The organism is Romboutsia sp. D33t1_170424_H2 (genome assembly GCF_015669105.1).
GTDB lineage: Bacteria > Bacillota > Clostridia > Peptostreptococcales > Peptostreptococcaceae > Romboutsia_C > Romboutsia_C hominis.
Window position 1 is genome coordinate 1 of the sequence record NZ_JADOZQ010000003.1, and the last position, 21,665, is coordinate 21,665.

Annotated in this window: 20 protein-coding genes and 1 rRNA gene; 5 read left to right on the forward strand and 16 right to left on the reverse strand. The window is 27.2% G+C overall.

The genetic code is table 11. The features are described from left to right. The 8 genes from I4U66_RS04750 to I4U66_RS04785 form a co-directional block, all read right to left on the reverse strand. Positions 1-200 (reverse strand): 16S ribosomal RNA (locus tag I4U66_RS04750); the annotation flags it as partial. Positions 201-626: 426 nt separating this feature from the next. Next, positions 627-908 carry a hypothetical protein gene (locus I4U66_RS04755; RefSeq protein WP_166504837.1) on the reverse strand — a complete coding sequence of 94 codons (282 nt, stop codon included), beginning with the start codon at positions 906-908 and terminating at the stop codon, positions 627-629. Positions 909-1,036: 128 nt separating this feature from the next. After that, positions 1,037-1,438, reverse strand: a complete 402-nt coding sequence (locus I4U66_RS04760; RefSeq protein ID WP_092923033.1) for a PTS sugar transporter subunit IIA — start codon at positions 1,436-1,438, stop codon at positions 1,037-1,039. Between the two features lie 9 nt (positions 1,439-1,447). Then, complete coding sequence (locus I4U66_RS04765; protein WP_092923030.1) at positions 1,448-2,287, reverse strand: PTS system mannose/fructose/sorbose family transporter subunit IID; 840 nt, start codon at positions 2,285-2,287, stop codon at positions 1,448-1,450. Continuing rightward, positions 2,277-3,044: a PTS mannose/fructose/sorbose/N-acetylgalactosamine transporter subunit IIC gene (locus I4U66_RS04770; RefSeq protein ID WP_092923027.1), complete on the reverse strand. Its 768-nt coding sequence runs from the start codon at positions 3,042-3,044 to the stop codon at positions 2,277-2,279. Before I4U66_RS04770 ends, I4U66_RS04765 begins: the two co-directional genes overlap by 11 nt. Positions 3,045-3,066: 22 nt before the next feature. Continuing rightward, on the reverse strand, positions 3,067-3,543 hold the full coding sequence (gene agaB, locus I4U66_RS04775) for a PTS galactosamine transporter subunit IIB (RefSeq protein ID WP_092923024.1): 477 nt from the start codon (positions 3,541-3,543) through the stop codon (positions 3,067-3,069). Between the two features lie 259 nt (positions 3,544-3,802). Further along, complete coding sequence (locus I4U66_RS04780; RefSeq protein WP_202819465.1) at positions 3,803-5,653, reverse strand: ABC transporter ATP-binding protein; 1,851 nt, start codon at positions 5,651-5,653, stop codon at positions 3,803-3,805. Next, positions 5,643-7,865: an ABC transporter ATP-binding protein gene (locus tag I4U66_RS04785; RefSeq protein WP_195928546.1), complete on the reverse strand. Its 2,223-nt coding sequence runs from the start codon at positions 7,863-7,865 to the stop codon at positions 5,643-5,645. Before I4U66_RS04785 ends, I4U66_RS04780 begins: the two co-directional genes overlap by 11 nt. Before the next feature lie 316 nt (positions 7,866-8,181). Here I4U66_RS04785 and I4U66_RS04790 point away from each other — a divergent pair, with 316 nt between their 5' ends. Further along, positions 8,182-8,634, forward strand: a complete 453-nt coding sequence (locus tag I4U66_RS04790; protein ID WP_166504835.1) for a MarR family winged helix-turn-helix transcriptional regulator — start codon at positions 8,182-8,184, stop codon at positions 8,632-8,634. Between the two features lie 358 nt (positions 8,635-8,992). Here the strand turns inward: I4U66_RS04790 and I4U66_RS04795 are convergent, their stop codons facing one another. The 4 genes from I4U66_RS04795 to I4U66_RS04810 all read right to left on the reverse strand — a co-directional run bounded on the left by I4U66_RS04795 (position 8,993) and on the right by I4U66_RS04810 (position 13,722). Next, a complete protein-coding gene (locus I4U66_RS04795) occupies positions 8,993-9,292 on the reverse strand; it encodes a PTS sugar transporter subunit IIBC (RefSeq protein ID WP_092923015.1) in 300 nt (99 codons plus the stop codon). A 214-nt stretch (positions 9,293-9,506) separates the two neighbouring features. Beyond that, complete coding sequence (locus I4U66_RS04800; RefSeq protein ID WP_195928547.1) at positions 9,507-9,878, reverse strand: VOC family protein; 372 nt, start codon at positions 9,876-9,878, stop codon at positions 9,507-9,509. A 398-nt stretch (positions 9,879-10,276) separates the two neighbouring features. Beyond that, on the reverse strand, positions 10,277-10,453 hold the full coding sequence (locus tag I4U66_RS04805; RefSeq protein ID WP_176698638.1) for a hypothetical protein: 177 nt from the start codon (positions 10,451-10,453) through the stop codon (positions 10,277-10,279). A gap of 92 nt (positions 10,454-10,545) precedes the next feature. Next, the gene (locus tag I4U66_RS04810; RefSeq protein ID WP_092923009.1) at positions 10,546-13,722 is read right to left on the reverse strand and encodes a ligand-binding sensor domain-containing protein; all 3,177 of its coding nucleotides are present in this window, start codon (positions 13,720-13,722) and stop codon (positions 10,546-10,548) included. Between the two features lie 211 nt (positions 13,723-13,933). Here I4U66_RS04810 and I4U66_RS04815 point away from each other — a divergent pair, with 211 nt between their 5' ends. Beyond that, positions 13,934-14,659 (forward strand): hypothetical protein, encoded by a 726-nt coding sequence (locus tag I4U66_RS04815; protein WP_092923006.1) that lies wholly within the window; start codon positions 13,934-13,936, stop codon positions 14,657-14,659. Positions 14,660-15,266: 607 nt separating this feature from the next. Here I4U66_RS04815 and trxA read toward each other — a convergent pair. The 4 genes from trxA to I4U66_RS04835 all read right to left on the reverse strand — a co-directional run bounded on the left by trxA (position 15,267) and on the right by I4U66_RS04835 (position 18,917). Then, the gene (gene trxA, locus I4U66_RS04820) at positions 15,267-15,578 is read right to left on the reverse strand and encodes a thioredoxin (protein ID WP_092923003.1); all 312 of its coding nucleotides are present in this window, start codon (positions 15,576-15,578) and stop codon (positions 15,267-15,269) included. 171 nt (positions 15,579-15,749) lie between these two features. Beyond that, positions 15,750-16,118: a C-GCAxxG-C-C family (seleno)protein gene (locus I4U66_RS04825; protein ID WP_092923000.1), complete on the reverse strand. Its 369-nt coding sequence runs from the start codon at positions 16,116-16,118 to the stop codon at positions 15,750-15,752. Between the two features lie 110 nt (positions 16,119-16,228). After that, the gene (locus I4U66_RS04830) at positions 16,229-17,392 is read right to left on the reverse strand and encodes a class I SAM-dependent methyltransferase (protein WP_092922997.1); all 1,164 of its coding nucleotides are present in this window, start codon (positions 17,390-17,392) and stop codon (positions 16,229-16,231) included. Positions 17,393-17,618: 226 nt separating this feature from the next. Continuing rightward, entirely contained in the window at positions 17,619-18,917 is a 1,299-nt protein-coding gene (locus tag I4U66_RS04835) for a conjugated bile salt MFS transporter (RefSeq protein ID WP_195928548.1), read from the reverse strand. Between the two features lie 333 nt (positions 18,918-19,250). Between I4U66_RS04835 and I4U66_RS04840 the strand changes: the two genes are divergently transcribed. The 3 genes from I4U66_RS04840 to I4U66_RS04850 all read left to right on the forward strand — a co-directional run bounded on the left by I4U66_RS04840 (position 19,251) and on the right by I4U66_RS04850 (position 21,646). Further along, positions 19,251-20,771: a hypothetical protein gene (locus tag I4U66_RS04840; protein ID WP_092922991.1), complete on the forward strand. Its 1,521-nt coding sequence runs from the start codon at positions 19,251-19,253 to the stop codon at positions 20,769-20,771. A gap of 145 nt (positions 20,772-20,916) precedes the next feature. After that, positions 20,917-21,408 (forward strand): DUF2975 domain-containing protein, encoded by a 492-nt coding sequence (locus tag I4U66_RS04845; RefSeq protein ID WP_092922988.1) that lies wholly within the window; start codon positions 20,917-20,919, stop codon positions 21,406-21,408. A gap of 13 nt (positions 21,409-21,421) precedes the next feature. Further along, positions 21,422-21,646 (forward strand): helix-turn-helix domain-containing protein, encoded by a 225-nt coding sequence (locus tag I4U66_RS04850; protein WP_092923282.1) that lies wholly within the window; start codon positions 21,422-21,424, stop codon positions 21,644-21,646. The last annotated feature ends 19 nt before the right edge of the window (positions 21,647-21,665 follow it).

A 21,665-nucleotide genomic window follows, 5' to 3' on the forward strand; every position in this document is an offset into this window, starting at 1 on the left:
CTTTGATGTTTTTACCATGCGATAAAAACATGTTATCTCGTATTAGCATACCTTTCGGTATGTTATCCGTGTGTACAGGGCAGGTTACCCACGCGTTACTCACCCGTCCGCCGCTCTTTACTAAAAGTAAATCGCTCGACTTGCATGTGTTAGGCACGCCGCCAGCGTTCATCCTGAGCCAGGATCAAACTCTCAAAATAAATTTGAATTTATATCGCCAACAAACAAGTTTCGTATTCACTCAACTTATTCTGTTGCTCAAATATAAGTTTTCCTGCTCAGACTATCATTATCTGAATATCTGGCTTGGTTTGTTTTCGATTCTTTAAGAATCAGTTATATAAATTAACCTACTGTTTAATTTTCAAAGTTCATTTTAAGCGACTGTGTCGGCGCTTACTTTTTTGCTTTGCCCTTTTCTTAAGGACAAGTAATACTATATCACCATAATTTTATATCGTCAATACTTTTTATAAACTTTTTTATTTTTATATTTATTATTTAATATTAATATCAATAAATTACTTATATTCACTTAGTTTTAAATATATTGTACTAGTTAATTTTTTCTTATCTTTATTTTTATAATTAATTTTAACTAGTACAATATGTATATTATTTTTTATTTAATATAATTTTCTTCTGTTATCATATGATGTGTGCATATTACCTTCATAATCTAGTTTAGCTTTTATGCTTACTATACGTCTACCCTTATTATGATTTACAGAAATATCCGCATATCTAGCATCATCTGCATTACTTTTTAAATAATCTCTTAGAAATTCTTTACCTGATGTTGTGTCTGCGTTATCAAATACATTAAAGTATGCAGAATCTTTAACTTCTAAAGATATATCATATGTTCCATCTTCTCTTTTATATCTAGTTTCTCTTATATTGTCCATATTACTTCCTCCTGTAAGAAATAGCATAATTATATTTAATTTTTCCATAATATTATTTTTTATTATAAAAAGCTTAAATAAATTATAAAAAAAGAAGAATGCAATTTTGCATCCTCCTTTTTTATAATTTATATTCCATCTTCAGCCAACACAACTTTTCTTATTGGCGGTTTTATACTGTTTATTCCAGCTGTCTTTATAGCCTCACTATCAATCTCAAATCCTAGAGACACCATCATAGTAGATTCAACTAGCATTGGCAGATTAGTTCCACAAAAAACTTCTATATTCGAATGTTCTAATGTTAATTCACTACTAACCTTAAAAGGAGTTCCTCCAGGTAAATCTGTAAATATATATACTTTATTATAAGTATCTTTAACTATGTTTCTTATTTCTTCTTTTAAATCATCTGATGATTTATTTTCTGTAAAATCAACAGTTTTTATAAAATCATATTTTCCTGCAATTAAATCCAAACTACTTTTAAGTCCACTTCCAAAATTCCCATGTCCTGTTATTATTATCATTTTATCCTCCTAGAGTATACCTAAGAATGCTCCTATTAATCCTATTACTACTAATACTAATATATTAACTAACGGGGAAACATTTTTCTTAACTAATCCATACATTCCAAATGTTAATCCAAGAGGTAATAAACATGGCATTATAGAATCTAGTATCTTTTGTAAGTCTATAGTTCCAGACATACTTAAGTATTCTGGAGTAACTATATTTATATTTACATATGATGCTATTAATGCTCCTACTACTATCATACCAAGTACTGTAGCTGATCTAGTAAATTCTTTAGCATTTTTAGTAAGCTTAGTTATACCTTCAACACCAACTTTATATGACCAATGCATAAGACCAAATCTCAATCCTAAATGTACTATATTAAATAACACAAAGAATATAATTGGTCCTAATATACTTCCTTGTAAAGAAAGATTCGCTCCTATACCTGCAGATATTGGTAATAATGTAAACCAGAATATTGCATCTCCTATACCACCTAAAGGTCCCATTGCTGCAACTCTTAGAGCACGTATAGTTTGAACATCTGCCTTTTTTTGTTCAAGAGATAATATTATCCCCATAACAAATGTTATTAAAAACGGATGGCAGTTGAAAAACTCCATATTATGTTTCATTGATGTTGATAAATCTTCTTTGTTTTTGTGTATTTTTTTAAGCCCTGGAAGTATAGAGTATAACCATCCTCCAGCTTGCATTCTTTCATAGTTAAATGATGCTTGTAAAAACATTGATCTCCAAGCCATTTGATTTAATGTTTTATTGTCAAGAGTTTCGCCTTCTGTTTTATCGATATACTCTCTTTGACTTTTTAATGCTTCTGTATTAGATGCCATCGCCTATACCTCCTCCTGTATTTTTAGTTTTCATACTTACATGGAAGTCATAAACTGCTGCAGCTATACCTACTATAGCTATAGCTAAAAGTGGTAATTTACCATATGCTACTAAAACAAATCCTAACATCATAAATAATGCATATTCTTTACTTAACATAACTTTAAGTAACATTGCAAATCCTAGTGCTGGCATCATCTTACCTGCTGCAGTTAGTCCATCCCAAACCCATTGTGGTAATACTTTTGTTAAAGTTTCTCCTATTGCCTGACCTGATAATAATCCAGCTAAAACTATCAATGCAAATGATACTGCTAATATTCCCATAGCCATATAATTGACTCTATCTATACCTTTTGGATTAGCCTCATCTGCTGCCTTATCACATAGTCCCATTAATGGAGACATTACTGTAAATAAAGCTGTTACTGCATATTGACCAAGTAATGCAAATGGTATTGCAAGAGGTAGTGCAGCTGAAGTATCTAATCCTGATTGAATAGCAAATACTGTAGCCATTATTCCACCTATAACTGCATTTGGAGGTTGTGCTCCTCCTACTGGCATTGCTCCTATCATCATAAGTTCATATGAACCACCAACTATAAGTCCTGTTTGTAAATCTCCCATTATAGCTCCTATTATAGGACCAATTACTATCGGTCTATAAAAGGACTCTAAGAAGTTAAATTGGTCTATTGCTGCTATCATTGTAACTATTAATATAAGACCAATTTGAATAAAACTTAATTCCATAAACTTACCCCCTTATTGAATTTTATTTAAATAGTTCATCTAGACTCTCAGCAGATTCACTTGGAACCCTTCTGATTTCTAGCTTCACACCAAGTTCTTGAAGACGTCTAAATGCTTTGACGTCATCATCATCTACGCATACAGCTTTAGATACTTGTCTTTTCCCTTCTGCCATATGCATATTTCCTATATTAACTTCTTTTATTGGTACTCCACCTTCTACTAATCTCACTACATCTTGTGGAGTTTCACATATTATTGCTATATGTTGAGCATCACTTGCTTTGTCTATTATATTTATAGTTTTTTCTATACTAAAATATCTAGTTTGCGCAAAGCTTGGTGCTGCCATATCCATAAGACCTTGTCTAAATTCATTAGCACATACCTCATCATTTGCAACTAATAATAAATTTGCTCCTACACTTGAAGACCACATTGTCGCTACTTGACCATGTATCAATCTGTTATCGATTCTTGTTAATACTATATTTGGCATAATCCCCCACTCCTTAAATTTTGATATTATTTGTTATGTTTTATAAAATTATATTACTTACTTTAATTGTAGTAACTTTTTCAATCTGTGTATTTGTAATTTTGTGTTTATGATTTGTACTTTTATATTCTAGATTCATATAAAAATATGTGTAATTATATATACGAAAACTCTTTTCTCTATAATTTAAAATACAATATTTTAATAAAATAAAAAGCGATTCATAAGTTATTAAACTTAAGAATCGCTTTTTATTTTATTAACAGGCTTCTACTTCTTCAAACTGACTATTGTATAATTCAGAATAGAATCCGCCTTCTTTTAGTAATTCATCATGACTACCTTGTTCTACTATGTCCCCATCTTTCATTACTAATATTAAATCAGCATTTCTTATAGTAGATAATCTATGAGCTATTATAAAGCTTGTTCTACCTTCCATAAGATTTTCCATAGCTTGTTGTATTAATACTTCTGTACGAGTATCAACAGAGCTTGTTGCTTCATCTAATATTAATATTTTTGGGTCTGCAAGTATAGCTCTTGCTATTGTTAGTAATTGTTTTTGACCTTGAGATATATTGTTAGCCTCTTCATTTATTTCCATATTATATCCATCACTTAATGTCTTTATAAAGTGATCTGCATGCGCAAGTTTTGCTGCTTTTATAACCTCTTCATCACTCGCTTTAAGGTTTCCATAACGTATATTATCCATTATACTTCCATTAAATAACCAAGTATCTTGTAAAACCATACCAAATAGATTTCTTAAATCTCTTCTTGTAAATTCTTTTATATCGTGTCCATCTATTAATATCTTTCCACTATTTAACTCATAGAATCTCATAAGAAGTTTTACTATTGTAGTTTTACCTGCTCCTGTAGGACCTACTATCGCTACTTTTTGACCTGATTTTATTTTTATTGAGAAATCATTTATTATTATTTTATCATCACTGTATCCAAAGTTTACATTTTCAAATTCAACTTCACCTTTAATATTTTCAGTTGATACAGGTGTTTTAGTTTCTTCCATTTCTTCATCTTCACTTAAGAATTCAAATACTCTTTCAGCAGCAGCTGCCGTTTGTTGCATTACATTGGCAATTTGAGCTGTTTGTGCTATTGGTTGCATAAATGATCTTACATATTGAATAAATGATAGTATATCCCCAACTTCTATTTTTTTCTTTATTGTAAGATATCCACCCATTATAGCTACCATTACATATCCTAAGTTTCCTATAAAAGTCATTATAGGCATCATCATTCCAGATAATGCTTGAGATTTCCAAGCAGAATTATATAATGTATTGTTTAGCTCATTAAATTCTTCAATAGCTTTTTCTTCACCATTAAATGCTTTCATTATATTGTGCCCACTATATATTTCCTCTATGTGACCATTAGTGTGACCTAAGTACTCTTGTTGATCTTTAAAGTGTTTTTGAGATTTTTTAACAACAATACTTATAAATACTAATGCTAAAGGTATTATTACTAAAGTTACTAAAGTCATACTTACACTTATTGATAACATCATCACTAGTACACCTATAAGTACTGTCGCTGCAGTTATCATCTGTGATAGTATTTGGTTTAAGTTTTGACTTATTGCATCTACATCGTTAGTAACTCTCGATAATACTTCTCCGTTTGTTGTTCCATCAAAGTATTTAAGAGGTAATTTGTTTATTTTTTCTGATATCTCTTTTCTTAAATTATAAGATACCTTTTGTGATATATCAGATGTAACAAATGTCTGAACAAATGAAAACAGTGCACTTATAACATATAATCCAACTAGCATAGCTAGTGTTTTTGATATGCTAGTAAAATCTATTCCGCTTCCGCTTCCACTTACTTTGCTTACTAATCCTTCAAATATTTCTGTTGTTGCATTACCTAATATTTTAGGTCCCACTATAGTAAATACCGCACTACCTATAGCAAATAATACAACAAATATTAATGACACTTTATATGGACTTAAACGATTAAGTAATTTTTTCATAGTCCCTTTAAAGTCTTTTGCTTTTTCTGAACCTGCCATCATAGAAGGTCCTCCACCCATTCTCATAGGTCTTTTGCTTTTCTTAACACTCATTGACTAACTCCTCCTTTGATAACTGAGATAGTGCAATTTGCTTATATACGTCACAGTTTTCTATTAGCTCTTGATGAGTTCCTTTACCTACCATCTTTCCTTCATCAAGCACTATTATTTGCTCTGCATTCATTATAGTACTGATTCTTTGAGCTACTATTAAAACTGTTGAATCTCCAGTTTGATTTTTCAGTTCTTTTCTAAGTTTTGCATCTGTTTTTAAATCTAAAGCTGAGAAACTATCATCAAATATAAATATCTTAGGCTTTTTAGCTAAAGCACGAGCGATAGAAAGTCTTTGCTTTTGACCTCCAGATACATTCGTACCACCTTGAGATATTTCAGTTTCGAATTTTTCTGGCTTAGTAGATATAAACTCCATTGCTTGAGCTGTTTGTGCTGCTCTTTCAACTTCTTCCTTACTTATATCTCTTGCACCATATTTTATATTACTATCTATTGTTCCAGAGAATAAAACTCCTTTTTGAGGTACATATCCTATTTTTTCTCTAAGATCGTGTTGGCTTACGTCCTTTATATTAACTCCATTTACTAAAACTTCTCCCTCAGTAGCATCAAAGAAACGAGGTATAAGGTTTATTAGAGTTGATTTACCACTTCCTGTACTTCCTATAAATGCAGTTGTTTGACCTGGCTTAGCAACAAAACTTATATCACTTAATACATTATCTTCTGCATTAGGGTATTTAAATGATACGTTTTTAAATTCAACTTCTCCATCTTTTGAATCATCAAATTTTTTAGTGTTTTCAACATCTTTTATAGATACTTCTGTACCTAGTACTTCCATTATACGCTTAGCTGATACAGCTGCTCTTGGAAGTATTACTGATAACATTGATATCATTAAGAATGCCATTATTATTTGCATAGAGTATTGTATAAATGCCATCATATCCCCGACTTGTATCGCACCTGCATCTATTTGCTTAGCCCCAACCCATACTATTAGTACAGTTGTTATATTCATAATAAGCATCATAGTCGGCATCATCATAGTCATTATACGATTTACAAATGTATTTGTTTTTCTTAAAAGAGTATTTGTTTCATCAAATCTTTCTTCTTCTATTTTTTGAGTACTAAAAGCTCTTATAACTAACATTCCTGTTAATGATTCACGTGTTACTAGGTTTAATTTATCTATAAGCTTTTGAACTCTATTAAACTTCGGTATAGCTAAACTAAATAATACTGTAACAACTATTAGTATTGCACCAATAGCCACTCCTATTATCCAAGACATAGAAGTATCTGTATCTAGTACTTTTAATACCCCACCTATCCCTAGTATTGGAGCATAAAATACCATCTTTATAAACATCGCAGTAAATACTTGTATCTGTTGTATATCATTTGTACTACGAGTTATAAGTGATGCTGTAGAAAATTTGTTAAATTCTACATTAGAAAATCCTACAACTTTTCTAAATACATCTTTACGTATATTTCTTCCTACACCTGCACCAACTCTACCAGCTATATAAACTACTGATATTGTAGCTGCCATACCTACAAGAGCTATTACTATCATTATCGCTCCTGTTTTGAATATATAATTGTTTTGTAACTTAGTTAAGTCCATGCCTATTTTTTCATATTCAGTTTTAACTGCATAAATAGCTGATTGAGTAAGCATGCTAGGATCTAAATCATCTATTTTTTCATCAATAGGCTTCATCATAGTATCTAATTGAGCCTTTGGCATATTTTCTATCATAGGCCATATATCAGTACCCTTTGGTACATTTGGTATATCGCCTTTATCACTAGCCATATTTATAGCTGCTACTCTCATCATAGAGTCAGACATTATCTTGTTTAAGCTATCTATAACATCTTTATCTTTAGTATTTAATTGGTATAAAGGTTCATTCTTAAGTGCAGGATACTTTTCAACTTCTTTGTTATACTCCTTGTCACTTAAGTCTTCTTTGTCTATCAAGTTATAATATTTTTCAACCTTTTCTTTTTCAGTGTCGTTCATAAATATTTTTAACTTCTTAAATTCTGTTTCTCTTATAACAACTGGTACTGCATTTTCTATACCACTTTGTTGAATTCCTACGTTTACTATGTTTGAAGTATAATCAGGCAATGATAAATCACACATTGCTTGAACTACTAAAAGCATAACCGCCATAATAATTGACACAATAAACGGTTTTGAGTATTTAAAAATCTTAAACATAGCTTAAAATTCCCTCCATTTAATTTTAGTCTTTTTACACAATTTATAGTTTTTGATGTATAATAATATTAAACTACTTATACTAGTTAATAGTTATACTTTTTAACTATTATATTTTTTAAGTATATAGTATTTTAAAAAAAAGTCAATATTTTATATACTATTTTTATAACTAAAAATAGTATATAAAATATTGTAAAATTTATATATATTGTATTTCCCTACAGTCTGAAAATAAATTTAATGTTGTATATAGTATGAAATAATTTTTATGGGTAAAATTTGTGTTAAAATAAATTTTTATGGAGGTATTATTATGGCTGATGATAAATTAGAATCTATAGTTCAAAATTTTGTAAAGATAATGCCATTATTTCAAAAGAAAATAATTAGGAATGAATGTGGTTTTAGAAATGATACATTCAATCATTCTCACTTCCAAATAATGGAAGTTCTTAGACGTAAGGGTACTCAACCAATTTCTGAAGTTGCTAAAAAGCTGTTAATTTCAACACCAAATATGACAAAACTTCTTAATAAACTTATAAATGAAGGAATGGTTGAAAGAGCTCATGATACAAAAGATCGTAGAATAGTTAATATTAGCTTAACTGATAAAGGAGATCAATATTTAAAAGATAAGTTTAATCTTATGAAAGATACTTTAAAAAATAGGCTTTCAACTATTCCAGACGACCAACTTAATAAATTAAATACATCTCTTGAGAATTTAAAAGAGGTATTAATGGAAATAAGCTCAGACAATTAAGTCTGAGCTTTTATTTTAATCAAATATGTTTTTATCTGCTTCACTAATCTCTTTAGTGATAGTATTTTCTTTTTTTCTTAATTTATCTGGAACATCTAGTGCTGTTGACTTACCAAAATAATATCCTAAAACCATACTAAAGACAGATATAAATTGTTATTGTGTTATGGTTCCACTAATACTTAGATAACAAAATACTAATGTAAGCAACAACGCAATTACTTTTCTTACATTTCCAAATATATTAAATAATAGACTTTCTTTATTAAATATTTTCAATTATATCACCGCTTGCATTAATATATTCTCTTAATTTACATTTAATGATATAATACTTTAATTTCTATTACTTAACCTACTAATTTATTTCTTCCATTATCTCTTTAATTACTGATTTTGCATCATTTATAACATACTTAGGCTCTACTTCATAGTATTCACAATCTATAAATCTTTCTATCTTTTCTATATCTTCCACTTCAAAGCTTATTACAAATAATACTGCACATGCTTTTCTAATTTCAGCTTCACTTATTTCATTTTGTATTTTGCAATTTTCTTGTATTTCACAAACTACATTTATCCCTAATTCTTTTCCTGCTAACTTTATTGCTTCAGCACTTTGTAAATTTTCACATATAGCTACTATATTCTTCATATCTAATACCTCTCTATTTTATAATCTATCTTTATATTATTATATTTTATTATTCTCTGAGTCAATATTAATCTTATAAATAAACCGTCCTATATAAATCAATATAGTTTTTTATTTGATACAAGTACACTCTAATAAAAAAAGTATTGTTAGCTATATTAGCTACAATACTTTTTATATACTGTTTCAAATGTTATTTAACTAGTTAAACAAATTACATATTTTGAGGAAGTATTTCTATCCAGTAATTATCTGGATCTGCTATAAAATAAATTCCCATAGCTTCATTCTCAAAACATATACATCCCATATCCTTATGTAATTTGTGAGCTTTTTCAAAGTCATCTACTCTAAGAGCTAGATGGAATTCATTATCTCCTAAATTATACGGTCTATCCCAATCTCTTAACCAAGTTAATTCTAGCGTATAATTACTTTCTCCATCACCTAAATAAACTAATATGAAACTTCCGTCTTCAGCTTCTTTTCTTCTTACTTCTTTAAGACCTAATGCTTTTTCATAAAACTCAAGACTTTTCTCAAGATTTAATACATTAAAGTTATTGTGGCAAAATTTAAAATTCATAGATTCCCCTCCATATATCTTTTTATTTATTATAATTTATTTATTGATTTAAATAAATATATTAACCTAATTTTAATGTTACACTAGTATCTAAACATATGTAATTATTTAAAAAATATAATAATCTATCCACAAATTAACATAAATATAGTGGAAAATTTAACTAACAATTTTAGAAAAATTTCTTAAATATATAATTACTCCTTAACATTTTATGCTTATTCGTGTGTTATTAATAATATATTCTTATAATATTAAATTTACTTTGTATTTATATAACTTTTATTAAGCTAGTATCAATTCTAAGTCTCCTATATAATAATAAAAAAATTTGTATATAAACTAATTTAGCTTACTATAATGCTAACTATATTAAATTATTTTTGTGTATAGTTTTATTATATAACTAGTATTTTACCTAATTCATTATTAATCAGCTTTAACTTTTCCATATCATCTATATTTTGACTCTCTACTATTTCCTTTATGTTTATTATTATTTTTTTACTTTCATTTTCTCTTTCATTTTTTAAATCTATTAGCCCCTCTATTATATTCTCTCTACTTAAAACCATTCTATATACCCCCTAAATTAATTGTTAATACTATCTTTGACATTTCTTATGGTATTTAATCAATCTATGTAACAAAAATAACTAGCTATAAGCTAGTTATTTTTGTACATATTTTCTGGTAATATTATTGTAAATTTAGTTCCTTTCCCTAATTCACTTTCTACATATATTTCACCTTTATGTAAATTGATAATATGTTTTGTTATAGTAAGACCTAGTCCACTACCTTGTTTTGATTCACCATATTCATCTATCACTTGGTTAAATCTATTAAATATAGAATGATGATATTTTTCTTCTATTCCTACTCCTGTATCAGATATTTCTATCTGTACGTTTGTTCCAACTTCTTTAATTATAACTTCTACCTTTCCACCTTCATCTGTAAACTTTATAGCATTATTTACTAAGTTTACTATACATCTATCAATATCATATGAATCACATAGTATTGTTTTTTCTTCTATATAAGGGTCTACTATCAATTCAATTCCCTTATCATTAGCTAAATTGCTCAAGCTTAATGCACTTTCCTCTACTAAGTAGACTATATCATGCTCGTTTATATTAAGTATATAGTTCCCATTTTCTATTTTTGATGTATCAATAATATTATTAATAAGCCTTAATAATCGATTTGAATTTTTTCTTAAAATACTCATATAATATTCTATTTTTTCACTTGATATTTGCTTTCCACGATTATTAAGCCCTGTTATTAGCTGCTCTGTGCTACGTATAAGATTTAATGGTGTTCTTAATTCATGAGATAAGTTTATAAAATAATTATTTTTATTTTTTTCAAGTTCAATAACCTTATCAAAAAGAACTTTATTTTTTTCCATCTCTTCTCGTAGTTCTTCTGTTCTTTCTCCTACTAATTTGTCTAGCCTTTTCATTTTTCTTTGATTGTGGACAATAATGGCTATTATAATAAGTGCATAAATAACTATTGCTTCTTTACTTCTCCACCATGGTGGATTTATCTTAAAGTTTATACTAGTTTTTTCGCTCATTACACCATCATTATTTATAGCTTTTACCACAAACTTATAATCTCCTGGACTTAAATTTGTATATGTTACTTTATTATCCTTTATGGTATGCCAACTATCCTTACTCCCTTCTAACTTATATACATATTGTATTCTTTGAGTATTTTTATAATCTGGTAAGAAGAATTTTATCTCTATAGTATTTTCATCACTTTTAAAGTTTAAATTTTTTCCCTCTTCAAACACAACTCCATTAACTGATATATCATCAATCATTACTCTAGATATATCTTTTGATGTTACTAAATTTTTTGGATTAATTATATTTAATCCATTAATCCCTCCAAATAAGATCTCTCCTTTAGAGTTTTTAAAGCAAGCATTAGCATTAAACTCATTACCTTGAAGTCCATCTGTAACATTTAAATTTATAAATTTATTATTTTTTACATCGAATTTAGAAATCCCATTATTTGTACTCATCCAAGGATTATTTTCATAATCAAGAACTACACCATATATCGTATTATTAGGCAAGCCTTCTTGTTCTGTAAAATGTATTATTTTTCCAGTCTCTTTGTTTAATTTATTTAAACCATAATTAGTGGCTATCCATAAATTCTTTTTATTATCTTCAACTACATTCCTTATTTCATTAGTGCTTAATCCATCTTTTTTGTTGTATATTTTTACTTTTTTAGTTTTAGAATTTATGCTTATTAAACCGCCTTCAGTGGATGTACCTAACCAATAAATACCTTCCCTATCTTTATAAATACAAGATATATAGTCTTTAGGAATTTTATATCTTTCTAGCAAATCATTTATATTACTTATTTCATTGGTTTTAGAATTAATTACATTAACTCCACCCCTTGTGGCTACAAATACATATTCTCCATCGATATAAATGGTTCTTATATAATTATCTAATAATCCATTATCTAAAGTGTAATACTTTATTTTCTTTGTTTTTTTATTTATCCTATTTAATCCACTATTTGTTCCAATCCATATATCATCATCTTTACCTGTTATATATCTAATTCTATCATCAGTTAATATTCCTTTTTCTATTTGCCTTATTATGCCTTTTTTTCTATTAATTATATTTGCGCCTTCAGATCTTGTACCTACCCAAATTAAGCCGTCTTTATCTTCATATATTCCATGAATTACACTGCTACTCAAAGAGTTTTTGTCATAAGGATCACTTTGATACTGAGTCACTCTATTTTTAGGATCAAATATGCTTATACCTGTGTATGTACCTACCCAAATTAAACCATTTTTATCTTGCATAATACACCTTGTACTATTGCTAATTAAACTATGACTATCATAAGGTTTATTTTTATACAATTCTTCATGATTTCCATCCTCAGATAGCTCTAATAATCCATCATCAGTACATACCCATATATTTCCTTCACTATCCTTTAATATATTTTTTACAAAGTCTAATTCTTTATTTTGTTTACTTACTTTATGCAACTTTATCTTATTTGTATTAATATCTATTTTTAATAAACCATTTTTCATAGTTCCTATCCATACATATCCTTCTTTATCCATATAAAGTCCATATATTGTATCTTTTTCATTAGGTTTCTTATCCTTTGTCAGATATATCTTATCTATATTTTTATTTTTTGTATTTATTTTATTTAATCCATCACTAGTCCCTATCCATATATTTTTATTCTTATCTTCATCTAAGCAATAAATAAATTGATCTGTTAAATCAGATTCTTTCGATAATATTCTTTCAAATCTATCCTTGTCCTCATTGTATATATTTAGTCCATTTGTAGTACCAACTAAAACTTTTCCATCAGAAGTTACTAGTATATCACAAACATTGTCATCAGAAATATTCCCATTTTTACTACCTTGTTTGTAGTTTTTTATCTTTCCATTTTTAGAAATCTTACTTACTCCATCTATAGTTCCTACCCATATATTATTTTCCTTATCTTCCTTTATCTTTATAATATTATTACTTACTATTGAGTTTTTAGATTTTTCATTATGTCTATATTGTTTAAACTCATATCCATTATACCTATTTAAACCATCTTGAGTTCCTATCCATATGTATCCCTTGCTATCTTGATACAAATCTTCTATAGTACCTTGCGACAATCCCTGCTCAATCGTTATGTTCCTAAATTTCAGACTTGTTTGAGCAAATATTTTAATAGTATTTATAGATAATATCATTATTAATACTACTAACACTTTAAAAATATTTAACTTCTTTATATATGTCATATTGCCCTCTCTTTATCTGTATTTTTTAACTCTTTCATTATATTACATAATTTTACATTTTTCTACACAAGTATATAGTATTGCTTATCTTATTGTATTTACTATACAGTTGTATTTATTTAAATATTTTACATTACTTAATTACAAAACATCATATAAGGACTATAATTATTATAGATATATAATTTATGTATTAGGGGGAATAAACTTTATGAGATTTGATTGTTTTTATTATCCTACAGTAAATGACGATGGTAAAGTCATAAGATCTAACATAAATTTAAAAGAGTTTGAGTTTGGAGATCAAGTCCCAACAAAAACACTTTATTATAATTACAGTAAAAACTTTGCTATTTACCAAGGGGAAGAATTTTATATTGTAGAAGATGGAATTTTAACTCAGTCTATAAGCCCTGATAACTTAAAATTTCCATTAAAAATAGTATTTGGTAAAGGAAGACAGCTTAAAATATTTTCAAAAAAAGATTTGCCATCTATAAGGCTTTTGTTAAAAGGAGAATTTGAAAAAGAAAAAGAACTAGGTGAACTATTTTGCTTATCCCTTATGTTAAATAAAAAAATCAAGCATATCCAGTATGAAATTATGTCAGATTTAACTAATAGTTCTAGAGATTGTGATTTTTTAAATCAAGAAATAAATAATCGAACATATAAACTTATAGAAGATTTGAAAATAGTAGAAAGAAAGTTTTATTCTCTTACTTTAGATTACCCTAATTTAAAGGACTCTTATTTAAAATATATGAATTTTAGTGATAAAGAAGACATGTTAGAAATATCTATAAATAAATATTTTAAATCTGATAGTAATGAATATAAGCATTACTTAATATTACGTTCTATGTGCAATTCGAAACCTATATATCCTAAATTCAAGTTAGATAACCTTATTAGTTCATTTAATTATAATCTTTAATAAATTTTATAAAAACTATTTATATTTAATAGCTAATCATTATAGAAAATGCCTGCACTACATATATAATAGTATATCTGTAAATATCAATAAATTAAAAATGGTATTGTTTTAATTAAATCAATACCATTTTTTGTGTTTTACTAATTCTTTTATCTTAACTTCCTATATATATCCTCTCAATATGCAAGCTAATTTTTTGTAAAAAAATAGACTGCATATGCAGTCTTAAGCTTTTTTAATACTATTCAGGGGGATAGTATTTTCCATGTCATTAGATTTACTCTTATATTATTCATCATTTAAAAATAATCTGAGTAAATTAATTTATTCTTATGATATAAATTGTGGTTGTGTCCTTCTATGTCCGTTCCTGTCGGTGACTATTAATAATATAATATATTTCTACATTTTTTACCATATTATAATTTCTTTTTTATGTAAAATTTTATTTTTATGTATTTTTTAATTAATTATTTTTAAACATCCTATAAAATAAATTTTATATTTTTCTCATTTTTATAATATAATTTATATATTTGTTTTATTTAATCAATTTCTTAATACAATAAAAATGGATACCTAAACTTTTAGGCATCCATTTTTATTATATATGTGATTCTACTTTGCTCTTTATAGATTCCTTTGGCATAAATCCAACCATAGTATCTACAGGCTTTCCATCTTTAAAAATCATCATTGTAGGAACACTAGATATCATATATTTTCTAGCTATTTCAAGACTTTTATCTATGTCTACCTTAACAAATTTAGCGTCATCTTTCATTTCAACGCTAAGTTGCTCAAATATAGGAGCTAGCATTTTACAAGGTCCACACCAAGTAGCGAAGAAATCAACCACTACAACTCCATCATTTACTTCTTGTTCAAAATTAGTGCTATTAATTATTTTTCCCATTTTTTCCCTCCAAAATTGCCTCTTTAATCCTTATTAAATTAATACATACTATTTCTAGCGTAAAATATATTAATAGTATATTTATTACCTTTAATAACTGTTAAATCAATTTTTCAAAATTTTATATCTTGGTAAAATTTATTTATATTTAATAGTTATTAATTTGTATTTTTACATTTCCTCCGCAAGTAGCTCATTTATAGCATCATAAGTAAAGTTTATTATTTCATCACATCCAACTTTATTTTTCTTTAAGTCTACACATATTTCAGAATTATATTTTTCTCTAACTTTTTTCATCAACTTATTTGAATATTTTCTAGCTATATTAGCCTCTGTATTATTTTCTCTTCCTTTTATAAATCCTATAACTACTATACCTGCATTTACAGCACCACATATACTTCCTACTGTCATGCCAACTCCCATACCACTACCTAGTGCAACAGGTATGTCTGTATTATGTTCTTCGTTATATGCTTTTATTAATGCTTCTGCACAAGTATACCCTTGACTATGGTATTCTGATGGTCTTATCATACTATCACTCCTTAAGTACTTTAGTTCATGAATATATGTTACCATACTTTACTACATATTTCTGTGACTTTATCACACATATAAATAACCCTTATAATTATAAAGATTTATTATATTAATTTATCATCTTTTAAAAGTTTGTATAATGTCGGCTTAAAGTTAAATTCACTTATTAAATTATTTACTTCATTTAATGCTTTTTCTCTCTTCTCTTTAGACACTTTTCCCTTAGCCGCTCTTATTAATATATTCTTAGGTGAGTGGGCTATATCTATAAATTCTAGTAATTGAGTTTTATACCCTATACTTTCAAGTAAATTTGCTCTTACAGCATCTGTCATAAGTGCAGCCATTCTTTCTTGGATTATCCCATACTTTGTAAGTAGAGAAAATTCATCTGACTTCATTTGACTATTAAACTCGTGTTGACAACAAGGAACTGAGAATATCATCTTTGTATTCCACTTTATAGCATTATATAGAGCATAATCAGTAGCCGTATCACATGCATGAAGTGTTATTACCATATCTACCTTATCTGTAAATCTATATCCATTTATATCTCCTAATTCAAAGCTTAAATTATCATAATTGTACTTTTTAGCTATATCATTACACTTTTTAATGACATCAGCTTTTAAATCTAGACCTATCATTTTTACATCTATTTTTTTTATCTCTACAAAATAATAATATAAGACAAATGTTAAATAAGATTTTCCACATCCAAAGTCTAATATAGTAAGTTCTTTATAGTTATTCTTCTTAATTTCATCATCAATAATCTCTATAAATCTATTTATTTGCTTATATTTATCATATTTTGATTTAACAACCTTCCCTTCCTTAGTAAATACTCCTAAGTCTATAAGTGGTTGTATTATCATTCCTTCTTTTAATATATAGTTTTTCTCTTTATTATGGCTCTTGTTTACCATATTTGAGTTATCACTATTTTTTTTTCCTAAAAATATTTTACCTTTTTTAGATACTTTTAGATCAAAAGTTTTAGATATAGTCCATGCTGCTAATTGTTTATAGTTATCGCCTATATACTCTAATAATTTAGTATTTAGCTCATCTTTTTCTATATTCTCATGAAAAACTTGTTTATCCGTATACTTTTCTATTTGATAGTATTCTTTATTGTTTTTTTCTTTTAAAACTATATTTATTTTATTGTATTTTATATCTTTATTTTTTTTATTACTTATAACTACTTTAATAACTTCATCTTTAGTTATTTCATCAATTGATTTTATTAGTTCTTCCATTCATTCACACCTATCATCTCATATTTTTATGTCCATATTAAGATATTATTATATATATTAGATTAATTCAAACTCTTTTTGCATAATACCATCATGTATAGTCATTTTTTAATGTTTACCTTACACACTTATCTCTATTCCTTCATTTTGTAAAATTTCTTTGAGAATATGGTCATTTCTAATGAAATAAATTAAAAAGTCGCCTTTAATTAAAGGCGACTTTTTATTAAGCTATTTTAATTTCCTTTTCATCTTCTAATCTTTGTCTTCTATCTTTGTTTAGATTATTCATTCCTCTAGATGCTATTATAAGTAATATGTATGCTGCTGCAACACAAGCTAATATACCCATCCATGCAGTGTTATAACCAAACTTATCTGTAAATAAACCAAATATAGCTGATCCTCCTGAGAATCCAAGTGCAAATACTAAGTTTATCATACCTAATATACTACCATATTCTTTTCTTCCAAAGAATGAACCTGTAAGATATGCTGGTCCCATCATATACATATAAACAGCTATACCTTTTATAGCAGAGAATGCATATGCAAATATTGGAGATGTTCCAGACATAGTCAAGAATATTCCTGACACAAATACTGCTACTGATGATATTACTAAGCACTTCATAACACCTATTTTATCAAATAATATCCCACCAACTACGTTTCCACATAATGATGTAATTGCAAATATTGAACCTGACATTGCTACAACACTAGGATTTAACTTTAACTCTCCTTGGAAATATGCAGCATATTGTACCGAATATGCAGATACATATATTCCTACAAATAAGAATCCTATTGCCATCATCCAAAAATATTTTATCTTCTGTACTTCTTTTAATGTATATGCTAAATCTGCTTTTTCTTTCTTTTTATCTTCTGCCTTATCTAATTTTTTATTTCCTACTACTATCTCATCTTTATTTTTAGGCATTCTTATCATTAATAATGCGACTGGTATACCAACAGCTAAAGATAATACCCCAAATAAGAAATAAGCTTTAGAATATCCATTAGATGCTATTGAGTATATAGCCATTTGTTGAAGGAATATATTACCTATAGATCCTCCAGCAAAAGCAATTCCCATTGCCTTTCCTTTTGTACTTTCATCAAACCATGAGTTTATTAAAAGTGGAACTCCTATAGCTGATATAGCTGATGTTCCTATATTAACTATTCCTGCTACTAAGTAGAATTGCCATAACTCTGTACACATAGAGAATAACATAAATCCTCCACCAGATAATAAACATCCTACTATATATATTAATTTAGCATTTATCTTCCCGTAAAGCGCACCTATAAATGGAGATGCTACTGCTGATACTATTGTTCCTATTGTAAATATTAATGAGAATGAACTCAGACTAAACCCCTTATCTGTTGTTACTGGATGTATAAATAATGGCTGAATATTTGATGCTACACCAAATGGTATTGCTTGTATAAGCATACATGCTATTACTATCATCCATCCCTTTGCTATTTTGTTACTCTTTAAATTGCCCATATATCCTCCTAATTTTATTGCCTAGAAATTTTCTAGTTTTTCCTTACCGTAATTTTAGTATATTTCGTATTCCCTTGTTGAGAAAACGTATTTTTCATTGTCTATGCTTATATAATAACACGTATCATCTACTTACTTTTACGAATAATAACGAAACTTAAGGATATAAGGCATTTTTTATATGCCTCTGCATTTTTCATTGAAAAAACTTTCTTCAAATTGCTTCTATTTTATTATATTTCAATCTATTTCGAACTCTTATAATATACCTTAGTAAGTGATATAATATAATTTAAAAGCTGACATAAAACGAATTATTGGGGGGAATATAACTTGAAAACCATTACTTTTGGAAGTTTATTAGAGAATCTACTATACTTATCAAATCAAAAGAAAAGTAGTTTGGCAAAGTATGTAGGCTATGATGTTTCTTATGTAAATAAGTGGATTCTTTCTAAACATCTTCCAAGCTCAAAAAGAATAAATGAAATATGTAAAAATATATCAGACTTTATTATGGAGTCTTTAAATGACGATACATTAGATAATTTAATAGATTATTTTGAAATATCTTCTGATAGCAGTAATGAATTCATTGGAGAATATATAGAAACTAAGCTCAAAGAAGTTTATATGGATACTGTCAATGTAAACAATACTCAGGTAAAATCCATGCCTAAAACTACGCATTCAGAGGAATATTATAATAGTACTTCTTTAGTTAATCCAGGCATAATTTATAAAACCTTTTTTAAAGAATTGAGCTTTTATGCTGATAAAGATGAAGATTTAGAAGTACTGATTTCTGTAAATTTACTTTATCTAAACCATAAAGATAAATTAACACTATCTAATTTGAAAGCTTTTTTAAATGAATTAAGTAAAAAAGTTAATGTTAAAGCGAGTTTTTTAATCGGTCTTAATGACTATGAAGATGAGGACGTTATTAATACACTCCTTGCTATAAACTTAATTTCAACATCTACTTCACTTAATTTTAAGTTATACAACTGTAGTATAAATTCCAATACTGCAATATTTGCAATTAAAAATAAATTCTTATCTACAAATCTATTCTTTGAAGAAGGTGAATGTATGTTTACCACAACCTCTAAAGACAGAAAATTAGTAGAAGATTTTTATGCAAATATAAAGTATACTTTAAAAAATAAAGGAAAACTTTTATACGACAAAAGAGATTGTACCTCTATGATAGAAAATCAAACTTATATACAATATATAATGAACAATGATTTAAGATGTCTTTTAGGTTCTATTAATGAATTCTTTATGCCTCCGGATTTATTCATGGAGATTGCCGAAAGAGTTTTTGGAGATAATAAAAAAATTATAAATGAGCTAAAAAAGATAAATGTATTCCTTCATAATGTTACTTATAAATCTAATCTTAAAGTACTTATATATGAATCAGAACTTAGAAAGTATATGTCTTCAGGTTGCTTACACTTTTTCAATATACCAGTAACTCTTACATTCAAAGAAAGGGAAAGACATATTGAATATATAGAAAAAATATTAATGGAATCTAATGATGTTGAAATACGATTAGTTGATGGAGATTTTGTTGATGATTTTAGAGAAAAAGAGAATCCATCTTTATATTTATCTAAGAATTTAAAGTTTACAAAAGTACATCCTAATTCAGGACAAAATGATTACTTTATAATAAGTGATAATGATTTCAAAAATATGTGTAATAATTTATTTGATACACTTTGGAATGATAGAAAAGATATAGTATTAGATAAAAAAGAAGAAATATTAGACAGAATATCAAAATCTATAAGTTATACGCGAATAATAAGCGAAAATTTCGGAGAAAATATAGAATAAAATCAAAGCTGTAGAAAAGCCTTTTGCTATCTACAGTTTTTTTGTACATTACATTATTGTAATATTATATTTTTTTATTTACAAACGATAATTACATATTTATTATAGGTGTATAATATATATTTTTTAAGAGAGGTAAATAAAAATGATAAAAAGCTTAAATTCTAAAATATTAAATGTTATTATATTAATAGGAATATTTATTACAGGTGTTTTACTCCTAGCTACACCAATGATAAGTATAGCTTTATGTAAAACACAAGTACCTGTGTCAGAACTTAACCCAATAATGATTAATGTATCAATTTGCGTATACTTATGTTTTATACCTTATATGATATCTTTATTTAAATTAAAAAAGCTTTGTAGATTAATTATAAAGAATATACCTTTTACTATGGCCAGCTCAAAAGCTCTAAAAACTATATCTATATGTTCTTTTAGTGAGATTATTATATTTGCTGTATGCATGTTGTATCTAAAATACTTTGTAAGTCCATTTAATGACACTCTTATAATTCCAGCAATTATAGTAGTTACTTTTATCTGCCTAGTTATAGGATTATTATGTCTTACTTTATCTCAATTATTTGAGACAGCTACAAAGATAAAAGATGAAAATGATAAAACAATTTAGTGAGGAATATTTTATGCCAATTCTTGTAAATTTAGATGTTATGATGGCTAAAAGAAAGATTAGTTCTACCGAACTTTCAAAGGAACTTGGTATAACTATGGCTAATCTATCTATATTAAAAAATAATAAAGCCAAAGCTGTAAGATTTACTACATTAGATTCAATATGTAAAATACTAAACTGTCAACCTGGAGACATATTAGAATATGTAGATGAAGATGATGAAAGATTAAAGTAAATAATTAAAAAAGGAGCTA